Below are 15796 nucleotides of genomic sequence, written 5' to 3' on the forward strand. Positions count from 1 at the left end.
CATATGCCTATCGTCGCAAGCGGCAACTCCATGGACAAGACAGAACGGTGGAAAGCGACGTTCCGCCAGGGGAACAGCCCTCCAGGTCGCAGGCCGCCGTCATGGCAAACACCGGTTGACGCCAGCCCCGGGCCGCCGCTATAGACAGAACAGCTTCTGTCACGACACTGCCACGACTTCCGGCTTGCGCCCCTATTGACGATGGAATTGGTCGACATCCGAGTATTCGCAAAAATCAGCGAACTGATGAGTCTCAGCGCTGCGGCCAATGTGCTGGGCATGCCGAAGTCGTCGGTCAGCCGAAGCCTGACCCGACTGGAGAAGCACCTGGGCGTCGCGTTGCTCTATCGAACCAACCGGAAACTGGCCCTGACCGAAACCGGCCTGCTGTTCGCCGAGGACGCACACCGCATCCTTTCCAGTATCGAGGAAGCGGAACAGAAGGTCGGGCAGGTCAGGCTCACACCACGGGGACTGTTGCGCGTCAGCGCGCCCGTCACGCCGGGGCAGTGGATGCTCGCGCCGCTCATCGCTGAGTATCTGACGCGCTATCCGGAGATGAACGTTGCTCTGACGCTCACGAGCCACAAGGTCGAGCCGATGGCCGAGGAGATCGACGTGGTCATCCGGACGGGGGAACTTGAAGACAGCCGTCTGGCCGCGCGACGGCTGGGCACCGTGGCACTGAAGCTGGTGGCCACGCCGGCCTACCTCAAGGCACATGGAACACCAGAGGTTCCGGCGGACCTTGTCGGACACGCCCTCCTGGATATTTTTGCCGGCAACGTTGAATGGCGCATGGACAAGGATGCCGAGACCGAATCCGTGCGGGTCCATACGCGCTTTTCGGCCAATGACACCAGCACCATCCGCACTGTGCTGCTGAATGGCACCGGCATCGGCTGGCTGCCCGACTATCTCTGCCAGGAAGATCTCGCGGCCGGCACGCTGATTCACGTGTTGCCTGGGTGGGGACGCGGCAAACGCGATATCCATGCCGTGTTCCCACAGCATCGAACGGTATCTCCGAAGGTCCGTTCCTTCGTGGATTTTCTCTGCGAGCGATTCGTGGATCTGGGCAAGGCCGGCGGTCCGCGGTCGGGCACGTCGGCGGCACGATAGCGACGTGCGGGGGTCGCGATCAGTCCACGGCGACCTTTCCCGTGCGGACCAGGCGCTTCCAGCGCTCGACATCGCCCTGGACGGTCCGGGCAAATACCTCCGGCGTGGAGCCGACCGCCTCCATGAACTGGGTATGCAGCGTTGCGCGAACGTCCGGCTGGGACAACGCCCGTGCGATCTCGCCTTGCAGGCGCCTGATGATCTGGACCGGCGTGCCGGCCGGCGCGATGATCCCCATCCAGGCGTTTGCCTCGACGCCGGGCATGCCAAGCTCGTCGAGCGTCGGCACATTGGCCATCACGGATGATCGCTTTGCCGACGCCACCGCGAGAGCATGGAGCTTTCCCGCCTGCACCTGCGCGGAGACTGCCTGCTCCGGCAGGCACGCCATGTCGACTTCGCCACTGATTACCGCGAGCATGGCCTGGGGCGTGCCGGAATAGGCAACCCGCGTCATGCGCGCACCGCTTCGCTGCGCAACCAGCTCCATGCAGAGGCGGTTGACGGAGCCCGCGCCGATCGCGGCATAGGTGTATTTCCCTGGCTCCTTAGCGAGCCGCCCCATCAATTGCCCCAGGTCCTTCACTTCGAGCGTACTGCGTACGACCAGGACATTGGCCTGGGTGACGGCGAGCGACACCAGCGCCAGGTCCCTGCCGGGTTGGTAGGGCAGACGCTTTTGCAGTATGGTGTCGGCGCCAATCGGCCCGGGAGGTGTGATGCCGATCGTATAGCCGTCGGGAGGCGCCTTCGCGATAACATTCACGGCGATCGCACCGCCCGCACCCGGCTTGTTTTCCACCACCAGGGTCGCGCCGAGCCTGGTGTGCAATGCATCGGCCACGATACGTGCGAGGACGTCCGGGGTCGAGCCGGGCGTGGACGGCACCACCAGCTTTATCGGCCGGGCCGGCCAGTCTTCGGCGTGCGCCGTCAGGCAAGCGCAAAGCGCCAGGATCGCGCCGGTAACCTTCCAGGCCAGCGGCCGGCTTGCGTGCTTGCTCATGTTCACTCCAGGTCAGAGGGTTGTCATGGCCGACTCAGCCAGCCTTGCGGCGACGCGGCGGATCGTAGATCGCGAGAAACTCCAACGGGTCGCCGCCCACGTTATGCACCGCATGCAAAGACCCTGTCGGCACCTTCACGATGTCGCCCTGCCGAAAGTCGATGGGTTCGCCATCGACCGTGAGGCGCCCCTGTCCCGCGAGAATGACAAAGGCATGCCGGCCCAGATCCGTATGCGCCGCGGAAAAGCCTCCGGCCGCGACGCGCATCAGGTCAACGCTATAGGCATCGGAATGTTCCTCGCCGACAAGCATGGGCTTCAGTTCATAGCCCTGGACACCTGGCGCCTCGAAGGCTCTCCAGGCCATCGCGTCGGCATTCACGACTTCGGGGGCGTGCTTCGCCATCGGCTCTGCTTCGCGGCGACATGCCAGGTCCGGTGCTTGATCGGGCCCGGAGGCGTCAGCCTCCAGTGCCATGGGCGTGTCATGGATGGCGAGAAGCCACATGGGCGTGGCCTCCGCGTTGCGAATTGCATGGCGAACACCTCGGGGGATCTTGATGACCGCGCCCTGGCAAAACGCGCTCTGCGCGCCGGCGAGCGAAGCGACGCCCTTGCCCTCCATCACAAAGAACGCCTGGTTATGCGAACTGATGCGCGATCGGATCTGCCCATGGGCCTGTAGCCGGGCTAGTCCGAGCGTATACGCATCGGTGTACTCCTTGCCGATCAGCCCGGCATGAAATGCGTCGCCTTCCGACGCCGCGCTCATGGGCGACCAACGTGTGCAAGATGTTGTGGTGACGACATTCATTGGATTGGACTCTCGCAAGAATGCTGGGCGTATGCCCCGGTTTCAGAACAGATGTTTGATGCCGATATTGCCGGCCGTCGACCTTGGATTTCCGGCACCGACGGAATTGGCGGGCTGTTGCACGCCGCCGCTGCCCAGCGCATACATCGACCCGTTGCGGTTCTCGATCGTGCCGACAGAGCCATACAACGTCGTGCGACGCGACAGCGCATACTCGCCGCCCACGGCGAACCACCACGCGTTCCTGTTGCCGGGATCCACCTGATATGCGGAGCGGTCGTTCACGTAGGCCGCCTGGGCAATGGCGGTGAAGCGGCCGATGGGAACACGGACACCCACGTTAGCCAGACTGAACTCGCTCCGCGTCGCCTTGAAGCTGTCCGTGGCACGGGTCAACGCTCCGGTACAGGTCGAGCAGGAGTTCTTTTCGTCGGTGTAGCCCAGATAGAGCTTCACCAGATGAAAATCGTAGCTGCCACCCAGCGAATAGGAAGTGATCTGGCCCGTGGCACCGGTGCCGGCCTCCTGCCGACCCCAGGCAGCATTCAAGTCCCACGGTCCTTGGAGAAAGCGTGCCGATGCACCGTAGGTGCTGCCCAGTTGCGGAGACTTCTCCCCTGGTGCCACCAGCACCGAGAACGACACCGATTTCCACTCTTCGGGCGAGTAGTACTTGATGGCATTGTCGGCACGCGCGGAGACGACCTGCGGAATCACTTGCTGGGCCGCCGTCGCGCCGCTGCGGGTCAGCGAAATGAGACCACCGCTGCCCATCCAGTAGAAGGCATCGACAAAGGAGTTGGTCAGCGAAACGGGCGTTGGCTGACGCCCCAGCAGCAAGCTGCCGGCGTCCCGCTTGATGAGACCCACCGCCGCCTCGCGGCCGAACAGGCGGCCGCCCTGGCCCATCTGCCCATCGTCCGCACTGAAGCCACCCACCAGACGGAACGTGGCGCTGAGGCCCTGACCGAGGTCCTCGGTCCCATCGATACCCCAACGACTACCCGCATCTCCACCGGAGACCACGCGCGTCTGCGTACCCTTGCCTGCGCTGCTCACTTCGACGCCTGCATCGACAATGCCGAACACCCGCACACCTGACTCCGCATATACCTTGCCGAAGCAAAGCGCGGACAAAAGAATGAAATTCCAAGCAATCGCCTTTGCTCTGAAGTCTTCCAAAATTGGCTCCTCCGTGCATCTAGTTCTTGTGGTGTCGATTTGTGAGGCGCTTCGGAACATGCGCCGCGCTTTGGTCTTGCTATCGAACGATCCAAGTCTAATTGCCGACGAATCCGCGAGAAAGACCGCGCCATGGTCCATCATGTTCCAGCCACGGAACGGAATTCTGTACATCTGGTCTCGGACAATCACGGCTGATGAGTCAGCCGACGCTTTTCAGTGCGACAGCCTGGAGCAGTGGTTAGTGGCGCTCGGTAGGCCACTCTTGCAATGCTTTCGTGTCAGGAGGACTAATCGACGAGGCCGCGATCGTTGCCGGCAAGGATCCCGACCACTACCGCCGTGACCTCTTGTCGAAGGCACCGCGTCTGCGAGCGGGTTATGGAGTTGGCTGCGACAAGGCCGGCTGGGCGAACCGCTCAGGCGCAGAGCCGCGGGGGAACGGCGCGGCCGTGGCATTGCCGTGCATGAGTCGTTCAACACTTACATCGCGCAGGTTGCCGAGGTGACAGTCAAGCCGGACGGCAGCTATAAGGTCGACCGTGTGGTTTGCGCCGTTGACTGCGGTCTTGTCATCAATCCAGACGTGATCGTCGCGTAAATGGAAGGTGGCATCGGCTTTGACCGGAGTGCAGCGATGCATGGCGCCATCACTCTCAAGGTTGGCATCGACAACGGCAAAAACGGATGACGAGGGACCTCCAACTAGGGCCTGCCAAATGGCCGTTATCACCTGGAAGCTGTCGCTGTGGTCACACACGGTCGTACGACCGCAACGGGTCCGTTCTGAGCCATCTGGCTTGGGTCGACAAGGCGCCACGTCACCTGTACAACAGCGCCCGCAGGTCCGACGGATCGCTACGGCACATCATCAGCGAACGTGGGCATCGGCAAAGGCACGCAATTGCGTCAGGTCGGTCTTGGCCGCAGGCCATGTTGCTGCAGGTCCGGTCCGAGCGCCAACTGAGTCGGGTAAGGACGCGCCGTTGCCGGCCCGTCCTCCCCTACAAGCTCGTACTCATTCGTTGGCTGGGACAAATCCGTCCGCAGTTGCAGTAATGGGAAAAAAGGGCTGGAAGCGGGCGCCCAACGCCCGAAAAACTAATGAAATGGCACGCGGCTTCTGGATTGTGAAATCAAACAGCACTTCACCCGCAGAGACGGAAAGTGTGCCGTTTGTGCGAAGGGTACTTCAGCACCTGTTAAGCGCATGAGCAACGCCTCAGGCTACTAGGTGTGGCGAGCCGAAGTCGAAGCGATCCTGCATCTTTCAAGGCGAGGGCTTTGCTGTTGACGCGAGCATCATCAACGCATCCGCGCTTGCAGATCATCCATTTCTTCCAGCAGGTCGGCCACCAAAGCGGCAAGTTCCGGGACGGCTTCAAAGTCACGCTCCAACTGACGCATGCGCCTCGCCCGTAGCAGGCTGGCGCTGGAAAACCGCCAGACGCCAGCGACACTTACGGCATGGGGAAACAAGCCCTCATCTACATGCCGCTTGAGCCACTCTGGTTCTACCATGCAGGCTGCCGCCACCTGCTCCAGAGTTAGCCAAGCATCGTCCATCCGGTAGGCGATGAGAACGTCATTATCAGACATGGGTCAGGCTCTCCTGTCCGGGCGCGGATCAAAGGTCAATTCCCGCGCCATGGTTTCATAAAGCTCCCGCGATTTGGGGGTGTTCGCCGGCGGCAACACCACCTGGATGTCCAGCAGCAGATCGCCAGGTGGGTTGGCGGGAATGCCCTTGCCGCGCACGCGTAGCTCGCTGCCGCTCTGGGCGCCAGGGGGAATGCGCACCTTCAGTTCGCCACCAGGTAAATCGATGGGCACCACCGCCCCCAGCGCCGCCTCCCATGGCGCCACCGGCAGGGTGAGGTGTAGATTGCGCCCCTTCACCTTCAGTTGATCGTGCGGATTGAAATGCACCTCGAGAAAAAGATCCCCCGCCGGTGCTCCGCCGATCCCCGGCGCCCCCTGCCCGACCAGACGGATGAGCTGCCCCTCGCTCACGCCTTTGGGAATCTTCACGCTGAGGGTCCGGCTCCTCAACTGCACCCTGCCCTGCGCGTCCATGCTTGGCACCCGCAGCGAAAGTTGACGGGTGGCGCCGGTAAAGGCGTCCTCCAGGTCCAGCCGCACCTTCGCATGGTGATCCACACCGCGTGACTGGATGCTGCCACCGTGTGTATGGAAGCCGCGGTGTCTGTCCCCCACATGGCCAAACAGCTCGGCGAAGAAGTCGCTGAAATCGGCCTCTTCCTGGGGCGAGAAGCCCCGACTGGAGAACTCGAAACCGGTGTCCCAGTCCGGCGGCGGACGGAACTCCTGGCCGGGCTGATAGCCGCGACCCAACTGATCGTACGCAGCGCGCTTTTCCGGGTCGGAGAGCACAGAGTAGGCCTCGTTGAGCTCCCTCATGCGCAGCTCGGCATCCGACTCCTTGGAAACGTCCGGATGGAACTTGCGCGCGAGCTTGCGGAACGCCTTCTTGATGTCCTCCGCCGTGGCATCGCGTGTCACCCCCAGCGTCTTATAGTAGTCGTGGAACTCCATGCGTGCTCCCCTTTTCCGGTCTCGAGGGCTGCCCTTCTCCCCCGGAAGAATGATGGCGAATATCAGTCAAATCAAGAACTTGAAATCCCCAAGCGAAGCCTTACCATTGCAACCGGAGACGTCAGAATATGGCGCCCGCACGAAAACAAATGCTGCTGTCACCAAGCAAGCCGACACTGGCAACACTGAAGCGGCACTGACGCCGCCAGTGAATGTGTACGAGGACGCCGCAGGCATCACCCTGTACGCCGACCTTCCGGGTGTGCCCAAGGACAAGCTGGTCGTGCAGGTGCAAGGCGATATCCTGACCATCAAGGGCGAAGTCGCTCTGGATCTGCCGGAAGGCATGGAAGCCAGTTACGCGGAGGTCTCCCTGCCCCGTTACCGGCGCGTGTTCACACTATCCAAGGAACTAGATCCCGAAAATGTCGTCGCCGAGTTCAACCACGGCGTGCTCAAACTGCGCATCCCGAAAGCCGATTCCGCGCAACCGAGCCGCATTGAGGTCAAGGTGACGTGATGTAAGCCGAGCGGGCGGTGGGCATCACCCATGGCTGCACACACGTAGGAGGGCTGACATGAAGATGGAATCATTGAAAAGAGTTCCAGTTTTCGCCCCGTTGAACAGGGAGGGGCCGAGGATGCGACTGATCGAACCGGATGAACAACAGAACTTTCTTGCGGTATTGCAGCGTAATGGTCTGGCAGCAGGTGATTTTGAGCTCCTGGAAACGGATACAACTGACCCAAAGGGCGACGAGAACTTCGGCTTACAGGGCTACGTCACGGTAACCAGACGAACGACACGAGTCACAAGGGAATACCCCATCGGCTATCAAACCGATTGGCTTCAGCATTTCAGGGAAGATCTCGAAGCCGGCATCTTCGATAAATCCGAATGAGATCCTGAATGCTCTTGGGGCGGCAGGTGGAATAGGACTACCTGCCCAATTGATTACTCACCTGGAAGCAGGCATATCCAGACGACGCGCGTGTAGCTGGAGGAACAGATTCTCCAGCCCCTAGCCAAGAGGTCCTACCATGATTTTGTATCACACTGCCCCTGATTCCCCGGTCATCGAAATTTCCGTCGAAGGCAAAATCACCGACCACGATCTGCGCGAGGCCATCGAGCGCATGCGTGGTGATCTCGAACTGAACGGCAAAACCCGCGTGCTCGAACGCATCGAGCATTTCACCGGCATTGAGCCAAAGGCGCTATGGACCGACATGACGCTCGGCGTTTCCGTGGCCCGGAGGATCACGCGCGCCGCCGTCGTGGCCGACGCGGGCTGGATCCGCGCTTCGATGCATCTGGCGCGGTTCTTTACGAAGGCCGAAGTCAAGGCATTCCACGTCAACGAGTTGGAGCAGGCGCGCGCCTGGATCAACGCCTGAGCGAGGCGGCTTAACGAGCGTCCGCGCAAGACGCTAGGACTCGTTCTACACGAACAGCTACAACCACAACGTCGGCAACAACACGGCGTCCCTTTCCAAGACCTTCTAACCTTGAGCCACCTTGGCGGGCCCGCCCCGCTTCCTGAGCCCGGTGCGGTCATGTCGTCAAAAGCAGCGGATAAATTGGTTCTTTGGCCAGCGAAGCTGGAAGCCCTCTGCGGAGGTCTCAGCTCGTCACCACGATTCGTGACACTGGTACCTTTGCCGTGACGGCAACGCCGTTACCGGGTGTGCTCTCAATAGTCAGCAGGCCGCCCAATTGCAGGACCCGTTCACGCATGCCGAGCAGGCCGAAGGCATCGGGTCGTGGCGCCGAGTCTCGCGGGAATCCAATGCCATCGTCGCAAATACGCAAGTGACAATAACGCTCGTCCAAAGACAGTGTAACGGACGCGCCCGCGCGCGATCAGCAGCCTCAGCCGGTGCGCACAAGTGTTCCTAAGAATACGCCGCCAGCACGCTCACAGCTAAAGCAAGCTCGTTTCCGCGAGAAGTTAGCGATGCAACACAAAATAAAGTGATTCGCTGGATTCGGCTCAATCAAGAGAAACGGCCGAATTGTCAAGCGAATTACTTGGGCTGACAATCGTCGTGAAAGACGTGAGAAGCCCCCGCCTCAGGTCACCGGCGCCGGATTGAACAACGCCAGCGCGTTGTGCAGCTTGTGGTGCTCCGCCCAGGTCTTCCTGCGGCCACTGGCCACATCGATCATCAGGTGGAACAACTCCCAGGCCACGTCCTCGATCGTGGCTTCGCCCGTGGCAATGCGGCCCGCATTCACGTCCATCAGGTCATGCCAGCGGCGCGCCAGGTCACTGCGCGTCGCGACCTTGATCACGGGCACTTCGGCCAAGCCGTAGGGCGTGCCGCGTCCGGTCGTGAACACGTGCAGGTTCATGCCGGCGGCCAGCTGCAGCGTGCCGCAGATGAAGTCGCTCGCCGGCGTGGCCGCATAGATCAGCCCCTTCTGCCTGAGTTTCTCGCCTGGCGACAGCACGCCAGTGATCGGCGCGCTGCCCGACTTGATGATCGAGCCCATCGCCTTTTCCACGATGTTCGACAAACCGCCCTTCTTGTTGCCGGGGGTCGTGTTGGCGCTGCGGTCCACGCGGCCGCGTTCGAGGTAGCGGTCGTACCAGGCCATCTCGCGGATCATCGCCTCGGCCACTTCGGGCGTGGCGGCACGCGCGGTGAGCTGGTCGATGCCGTCACGCACTTCGGTCACTTCGGAGAACATCACGCTGGCGCCGGCACGCACCAGCAGGTCGGTGGCAAACCCCACGGCCGGATTGGCCGTTACACCGGAGAACGCGTCGCTGCCGCCGCACTGCACGCCGACCACGAGGTCCGACACCGGGCAGGTTTCGCGCCGGCGTGCGTTCAGGCGCTCCAGGTGAGTCTCGGCCATCGTCATGATCGACGCGATCATCGACGCGAAACCCACGTGCTGCTCATCCTGCAGGCAGACCACGCCGACCTGCACCTCGCCCGCGCCGGTCTGAATCGGGATGGTGCCCGCCGGCATCAGGCGGTCCGGCTGCAGCTTCTCGCAGCCCAGGCTGACCACCATCGCGGTGCCGCCGAAATTGGGATTGAGCGCGATATTGCGCAGCGTGCGGATCGGGATGACGGCATCGGGCGCGTCGATGGCCACGCCGCAGCCGTAGGTGTGCTCCAGCCCGACCACGTCGTCGACATTGGGATAGCACGGCAGCAGTTCTTCGCGGATGCGCCGCACGGCATGCTCGACCACGCCCGACACGCACTGCACGGTGGTGGTGATGGCGAGGATATTGCGCGTGCCGACCGAACCATCCGGATTGCGGAAGCCCTCGAAGGTATAGCCTTCGAGCGGCGGCAGCGGCGCCGGCACGCGCGTGCCGACCGGCAGGTCGGTCAGGCCCGGCGCCACGGGCATCTCGATCACGCGCTCGTTGACCCAGGTGCCACGCGGCAGGTCTTTCAGCGCATAGCCGATCACCACGTTGTAGCGCACCACCGCATCGCCCTGCTTCAGGTCCGACAGCGCGACCTTGTGCCCCTGGGGCACGGCTTCGCGCAGGACCAGCCCGCACGGGAACGCCGTGCCGGCCGGCAGGCCGCCATCGTTGGCGACGATGGCCACGTTGTCTTCCGGATGGATGCGGATATAGAGCGGAGCCTGGACTGGCTGGGCGGCCGGGGCGCGCGAATCGTGTTCTGACATGCTGTGCTTCCTGCGGTTATTGCGGGTGCCTGAGTTCCACGCGGCGGATGTCCTTGACGATCACCAGGTAGCTCAGCACCGTGACCAGCGCGTGGACCCCGACGAACACCAGGGCGCCGTTGAAGGATCCGCAATTCTGCCGATTGACATATGTCGTCGTATGACTGAGATTATAAGGATACGACTGGCATGCCGTAGTGCGCGTTTACCCTAAATCCTCCGGCTGATCCGCAGCAGCCCTTCTCTTTCCTTACAGGCCTTACTTTTCATGCCGTCTCCTTCCCGAGGAAGATCCCGTGGTTTTCCCGGAATTCGCTTCATTGCCACTTGTCTACTTGCGCCTAGTTGTACGATGACGTACATTGATAACGCCTAGCAGGAACGCGGAAGCCGCCCTGCCCGATCCATCACCCATTGCCGGTCCCGGCGCCAGGATGAGAGACATGACGACACCGCAAGAACTGAAGCAGATCATTTCGGAAGGCCTGCTGTCCTTCCCCATCACCGACTTCGACCAGCAGGGCAACTTCCGCCCTGAGACCTACGTCAAGCGCCTGGAATGGCTGGCGCCCTATGGCGCATCGGCACTGTTCGCCGCCGGCGGCACGGGCGAGTTCTTCTCGCTGACGCCGGACGACTACTCCAACGTGATCCGCACCGCGGTCGAAACCTGCGCAGGCAAGGTGCCCATCCTGGCGGGTGCCGGCGGCCCGACCCGCGTGGCCATCGCGTATGCGCAGGAAGCCCAGCGCCTGGGCGCCAAGGGCGTGCTGCTGATGCCGCACTACCTGACTGAGGCCTGCGAGGAAGGCATTGCCAACCACATCGAAGAGGTCTGCAAGGCCGTCAATATCGGCGTGATCGTCTACAACCGCGCCAATTCGCGCATCGGCGCCGACCTGCTGGAACGCGTGGTGGACCGCTGCCCCAACCTGATCGGCTTCAAGGACGGCGTTGGCGAGATCGAAGCGATGGTGCGCGTGCGCCGCAAGCTGGGCGACCGCCTGGCCTACCTGGGCGGCCTGCCGACCGCAGAAGTCTATGCCGCGGCCTACAAGGCGCTGGGCGTGCCCGTGTACTCGTCCGCCGTGTTCAACTTCATCCCGCGCACCGCGATGGAGTTCTACCGCGCCGTTGCCGCCGATGACCACGCCACCATCGGCCGCCTGCTCGACGAGTTCTTCCTGCCCTACCTGGATATCCGCAACCGCCGCCAGGGCTATGCCGTGAGCATCGTCAAGGCTGGGGCCCGCCTGGTCGGCCATGACGCGGGCCCGGTGCGTGCGCCGCTGACGGACCTGACCCGGGATGAGATGGAGCAGCTCGACGCGCTGATCCGCAAGCTCGGCCCGCAGTAACGTCGCCCCGGAGCACGGGACACGAACCGGATACCCCGCCTTGTGCGGGGTTTTTCCTTTTGAGACGGGCATCATCGAACCCTTGTCGGCAGTGACACCCGCGGCCATGCGCACAGGCATGGCCTTTCGTCATTTGCGGCAGCCCCGAACGGAATAAATGCTGGCCGCCAGGCGTTTAGTCAGACGTACCAGAATTCGCCGTAACGCCCTGGAAATGCCAGAACCATTTCATCGATGCGACGCCGGGAGAACATCATGTCGAGTCGAATTCTTGCGGCGCTGCTTGCCGCATTCATGCTCGCCGCTTGCGGCGGAGACGGGGAAGACTCCGGCACCGCGTCCGGATCCGGCATGGCGGGCGGCGCAAGCGCTCCCGGATTCCAGCCGACGCCCGGCACGGGCGGGACCGGCGGTGGCGCGGGCGGGACTGGCGGAGCAGGGGCCGGGTCCGGAATGTAGTAGGCGGACGATGCCTCGATTGAATACCGGCCGAATGAACCGGCGCATTTCAGCAGTGGGGAACAGCCATGTCATATCGCTTAGCCAGTTGGGCAGCAGGCGCCGCAGTGGCGCTGGGCGCATGTGCGACGCTGCAACCGGTCCAGACCGCGCAGAAAATGGCAGGAAGCCCCGAAAGCTCCGTGCGTGCGACCTTCGGCGAGCCCACCGAGGTCTACAAGCTCGCCGATGGCACCACGCGCTGGATCTATTCGCATCAGCCCCTGGGATACGAGGTCTACGCCGCCGATTTCGATGTCAACGGAAAGCTCGTGAACTTCCGCCAGATGTTGACCGAGCAAACGATCTACGAGGCCAGGCCAGGGGTATGGACCAAGCGCGACGTGGCCGAGCGCTTCGGCCTGCCGCGCGAGCCCGTCCAGTACTACCCGCTGATGAAGCGCGAGGCATGGTCGTACCGGCTCTACGCAAGCGGCTACCAGCCGGCCCACTTCAGCGTCTACTTCGACGACCAGGGCGTGCTGGATCGCACGATGATCATTGTGGACTCGTATGGCGGCGACCGGCGGCGCCGGTGAGCTTGCGCAAGCTCGTCACCTGGCGGTTGCCTGAGCCTACCGGGCGCCTGGAACGCCTGGTGCCGTGCCACACCCATGCCAGCCCCGCCAGGCAAAGCCGCCACGGGCTGGCACCCACCCTGTCCTCCTAATCCCTCAGTCGTCCCAAGGGAATCGACGTTCCCGGCAGCGATGGCTCGAAGAAATGCCGCGTGCTCTTGTGCGGAAGAAGCCCGCCGCAAGCCACGGTTCGCAGGATGCAACCGGCATCGAATGGCTTCCCCGAGTTCCAGTCGCGCACGCAAACGCGCGGATCGCCATAGCACAGCTGGATGCATGGCAAGCGCTTGAGCCCAAGGCGCATGGCGGCACGCAAGCGGTGATTTCCGTCCATCACGATGCCGTGCGATGCCTCCACCGGGATGGGCGCCAGCCAGCAACCGTCGCTGGCGATCAGCTCGGTGAGCATCCATACCCCCTCCAGGTCGACCTGCTCTGACTGCCGGAAAAAGGATACCGGCTGCAGGGTGACGACATAGCTGCCGGCTTCCGGCATCGACACGGGCATCTGCGAGATCTCGTTCATGGTGTCTGCGAATGGTTGGTATCTGGCCATGCCAGCGACATCTCCAGTCGCCAGCAAGTTTCAAGCAGATCAAAATGTCCTCACAATCTACTTGATAACGCTTCTCATTTACAATAGTCTCTTTACTCCACTTCGGCACTGCCGACCAACCCGTCCCATGCGAACCGATCCTTGCAGATCGCGCGGCAGGGACACCTAAGGAAGCTTGAACCATGCCGGTCTCCGGTCAGACTGCCGCAGCAATCCGCAGCAACATCATCAGAAGACCACGCCTGCCGTCGCCATCCACCCCCTGTCCGGCTCTGCCGTCGGCACGTGCGCTGGCACCATCGCTGGCGGTAGCCGGCCTGCTGGCGTTGGCCAACATCGATCCCGTGCTGGCTCAGGATGCCGGCAACGCTCCTGCGCAGACGCTGCCGGAGGTCCGGGTAACGGCCGACGCTTCGCCGGAAGACCTGCCGGCGCCGTATGCGGGCGGCCAGGTCGCGCGTGGTGCGCGCCTCGGCGTGCTAGGCAACACCAGCATCATGAAGGCGCCATTCAACGTCAGCAGCTACACCGCGCAGATGATCCAGGATCAGCAGTCGCCGACCGTGGCCGACGCGGTCAACAAGGACCCATCGGTGCGTTTCACCGGCTTGCCCGGCGGCAATATCGACAACTTCTACATCCGCGGCTTCCCTGTCGGCGAAGGCAACACCGGCGAAATCGCCTTCGACGGCCTGTACGGCGTAGCGCCGAACTACCGCGTCTTCACCGACTATGTGGAACGCGTGGAAGTCATCAAGGGTCCGGCCGCCATGCTGTATGGCATGTCCCCCAACAGCGGCGTCGGCGGCGTGATCAACATCGTGCCCAAGCGCGCGCACGAGGACCTGGCTTCCGTGACGGCCAGCTACGCATCGGACACGCAGTTGGGTGGACACGTAGACGTGAGCCGCCGCTTCGGCGAGTCGCGCGAATGGGGCGTGCGCTTCAACGGCAGCTACTACCAGGGCGACACGCCCATGGACAACCAGTCTCGCCAGGCCGCCATCGGCGCATTGTCCCTGGACTATCAGGGCAAGCGGCTGCGCGCTTCGCTGGACGTGATCGGCCAGCAGGAAAAGCTCGATGCGCCGGGCCGCGCCTTCATCATGGGGCCCGGGCTGCAGTCCATCCCCGGGGCACCGGACGGCAGGCGCAATGTCACGCAGCCGTGGGAGTGGACGCGCGGCACCGACGAATCGCTGCTGTTCCGCACGGAATACGACATCACCGACCAGCTCACCGTCTTCGCCGATGCCGGCGGCGGCTGGACGCAGCTTTCGCGGCTGTTCGGCACCACGCCGCAGATCCTCAACGCGCAGGGCGATACGCTGAGCACGCCCACCTACTACAAGTTCAAGGTCGATCGCGCCACATACGATGCCGGCCTGCGCGGCCGCTTCCACACCGGCCCCGTGCGCCATGCCGTGACTTTCCAGGCTAGCGCCTACGCCGACAGCCTGGACCGCGCCAACACCACCGGCACGCCAGTGGCATCGAACCTCTACAACCCGGTGGTGCGGCCGGCCCAGGACCTGCCCGCGCCGGCCAGCGTGCCCAGGGTCTCTGACAACGACCAGACCGGCTTCTCGCTGGCCGACACCCTATCCGCCCTGGACGACCGCGTGCTGCTGACGCTGGGCGTGCGCCAGCAACGCATCCGCTCGCGCAACTTCAGTCCGGCAGGCGCGGTGACCTCGTCCTACGACGAAAGCGCCACCACGCCGATGGCTGGCCTGGTGGTGCAGCCGTGGAAGCGAGTGTCCTTCTACGCCAACTACATCCAGGGCCTGAGCAAGGGCGATGTGGCGCCGCCAACCGCCAGCAATTCGGGCCAGGTGTTCGCGCCGTACAAGACCCGGCAGTATGAGGTCGGCACCAAGGTGGATCTCGGGCGCTTTACCGCCACGCTCGCCGCGTTCCAGATCACCAAGCCGAGCGGCCAGCTGACCGGCAACGTGTTCTCGATCAACGGCGAACAACGCAATCGCGGCCTGGAGCTGAACCTCTTTGGCGAGGCCGCGCCCGGCGTGCGGCTGCTTGGCGGCGTGGCGCTGATCGACGGCGAGATTACCGAGTCCGGCGCGCCGGCGGCGGTTGGCAAGACCGCCATCGGCGTGCCAAGGGTGCAGGCCAACCTGGGCGCGGAATGGGACCTGCCGTGGGTGGCGGGCCTGACCGTGACCGGCGCCATGATCTACACGGACCGGCAATACGTGAACCAGCTCAACACTGCCGGCCTGCCGTCGTGGACCAAGTTCGACGTGGGGGCCCGCTACCGCACGCGCATCGCCGGCAAGGCCACCACCTTGCGCGCCAACATCCTCAATGTGTTCGACCGCGACTACTGGTCGGGCGTCACCTCCTGGGGCGGCTTCTCGCAGGCCGCGCCGCGCACGGTGCTGCTGTCCGCCACGGTCGAGTTCTGAGACGGCCCCCACTGAATCGCTGATCACCAACGCCCC

The 15796-nt window shown here is 63.3% G+C and carries 15 protein-coding genes and 1 pseudogene; 8 read left to right on the forward strand and 8 right to left on the reverse strand.

All coding sequences use genetic code 11. The annotated features are described in order from the left end of the window. Window positions 1–201 precede the first annotated feature (201 nt). Window positions 202–1122 (forward strand): LysR family transcriptional regulator, encoded by a 921-nt coding sequence (locus AC3FNH_RS09345; protein WP_488719852.1) that lies wholly within the window; start codon window positions 202–204, stop codon window positions 1120–1122. Between the two features lie 19 nt (window positions 1123–1141). Here the strand turns inward: AC3FNH_RS09345 and AC3FNH_RS09350 are convergent, their stop codons facing one another. From AC3FNH_RS09350 to AC3FNH_RS09360, 3 genes are read right to left on the reverse strand one after another with little or no spacing between them, the layout of a single operon-like run. After that, window positions 1142–2128, reverse strand: a complete 987-nt coding sequence (locus AC3FNH_RS09350) for a Bug family tripartite tricarboxylate transporter substrate binding protein (protein WP_276101028.1) — start codon at window positions 2126–2128, stop codon at window positions 1142–1144. 34 nt (window positions 2129–2162) lie between these two features. Beyond that, window positions 2163–2942: a cupin domain-containing protein gene (locus AC3FNH_RS09355; RefSeq protein ID WP_488719853.1), complete on the reverse strand. Its 780-nt coding sequence runs from the start codon at window positions 2940–2942 to the stop codon at window positions 2163–2165. A 42-nt stretch (window positions 2943–2984) separates the two neighbouring features. Next, window positions 2985–4298 carry a porin gene (locus AC3FNH_RS09360; protein WP_488719854.1) on the reverse strand — a complete coding sequence of 438 codons (1314 nt, stop codon included), beginning with the start codon at window positions 4296–4298 and terminating at the stop codon, window positions 2985–2987. 71 nt (window positions 4299–4369) lie between these two features. On the opposite strand from AC3FNH_RS09360, the pseudogene AC3FNH_RS09365 reads away from it, so the two are divergent. Then, window positions 4370–4791, forward strand: a pseudogene (locus tag AC3FNH_RS09365) (molybdopterin cofactor-binding domain-containing protein); the annotation flags it as partial. A 638-nt stretch (window positions 4792–5429) separates the two neighbouring features. On the opposite strand, the gene AC3FNH_RS09370 reads toward AC3FNH_RS09365, so the two are convergent. Continuing rightward, entirely contained in the window at window positions 5430–5723 is a 294-nt protein-coding gene (locus tag AC3FNH_RS09370; protein WP_276101025.1) for a chaperone modulator CbpM, read from the reverse strand. A 3-nt stretch (window positions 5724–5726) separates the two neighbouring features. After that, window positions 5727–6680, reverse strand: coding sequence for a DnaJ C-terminal domain-containing protein (locus AC3FNH_RS09375; protein ID WP_488719855.1), 954 nt, complete (start codon window positions 6678–6680; stop codon window positions 5727–5729). 52 nt (window positions 6681–6732) lie between these two features. On the opposite strand from AC3FNH_RS09375, the gene AC3FNH_RS09380 reads away from it, so the two are divergent. The 3 genes from AC3FNH_RS09380 (at window position 6733) to AC3FNH_RS09390 (ending at window position 8078) form a co-directional block, all read left to right on the forward strand. Beyond that, window positions 6733–7200 (forward strand): Hsp20/alpha crystallin family protein, encoded by a 468-nt coding sequence (locus AC3FNH_RS09380; RefSeq protein ID WP_488719904.1) that lies wholly within the window; start codon window positions 6733–6735, stop codon window positions 7198–7200. A 121-nt stretch (window positions 7201–7321) separates the two neighbouring features. Beyond that, window positions 7322–7582, forward strand: a complete 261-nt coding sequence (locus AC3FNH_RS09385; RefSeq protein WP_488719905.1) for a transcriptional regulator — start codon at window positions 7322–7324, stop codon at window positions 7580–7582. A gap of 139 nt (window positions 7583–7721) precedes the next feature. Next, window positions 7722–8078 carry a SpoIIAA family protein gene (locus tag AC3FNH_RS09390; RefSeq protein ID WP_276101023.1) on the forward strand — a complete coding sequence of 119 codons (357 nt, stop codon included), beginning with the start codon at window positions 7722–7724 and terminating at the stop codon, window positions 8076–8078. Window positions 8079–8304: 226 nt separating this feature from the next. Here AC3FNH_RS09390 and AC3FNH_RS09395 read toward each other — a convergent pair whose 3' ends face one another. Together AC3FNH_RS09395 and garD are read right to left on the reverse strand one after the other, a co-directional pair. Next, window positions 8305–8520: an ATP-binding protein gene (locus tag AC3FNH_RS09395; protein ID WP_488719906.1), complete on the reverse strand. Its 216-nt coding sequence runs from the start codon at window positions 8518–8520 to the stop codon at window positions 8305–8307. A 234-nt stretch (window positions 8521–8754) separates the two neighbouring features. Further along, window positions 8755–10344 carry a galactarate dehydratase gene (garD, locus tag AC3FNH_RS09400; protein WP_488719856.1) on the reverse strand — a complete coding sequence of 530 codons (1590 nt, stop codon included), beginning with the start codon at window positions 10342–10344 and terminating at the stop codon, window positions 8755–8757. A gap of 443 nt (window positions 10345–10787) precedes the next feature. Between garD and kdgD the strand changes: the two genes are divergently transcribed. Beyond that, a complete protein-coding gene (gene kdgD / locus AC3FNH_RS09405) occupies window positions 10788–11702 on the forward strand; it encodes a 5-dehydro-4-deoxyglucarate dehydratase (protein WP_488719857.1) in 915 nt (304 codons plus the stop codon). Between the two features lie 527 nt (window positions 11703–12229). Beyond that, a complete protein-coding gene (locus AC3FNH_RS09410) occupies window positions 12230–12739 on the forward strand; it encodes a hypothetical protein (RefSeq protein ID WP_276101020.1) in 510 nt (169 codons plus the stop codon). Between the two features lie 127 nt (window positions 12740–12866). Here the strand turns inward: AC3FNH_RS09410 and AC3FNH_RS09415 are convergent, their stop codons facing one another. Further along, window positions 12867–13304, reverse strand: a complete 438-nt coding sequence (locus AC3FNH_RS09415) for a ParB N-terminal domain-containing protein (protein WP_276101019.1) — start codon at window positions 13302–13304, stop codon at window positions 12867–12869. 212 nt (window positions 13305–13516) lie between these two features. Here AC3FNH_RS09415 and AC3FNH_RS09420 point away from each other — a divergent pair, with 212 nt between their 5' ends. Next, the gene (locus AC3FNH_RS09420; RefSeq protein ID WP_488719858.1) at window positions 13517–15760 is read left to right on the forward strand and encodes a TonB-dependent receptor; all 2244 of its coding nucleotides are present in this window, start codon (window positions 13517–13519) and stop codon (window positions 15758–15760) included. Window positions 15761–15796 lie beyond the last annotated feature (36 nt).

The sequence above is a fragment of the Cupriavidus sp. 22TCCZM01-5 genome (assembly GCF_057798915.1).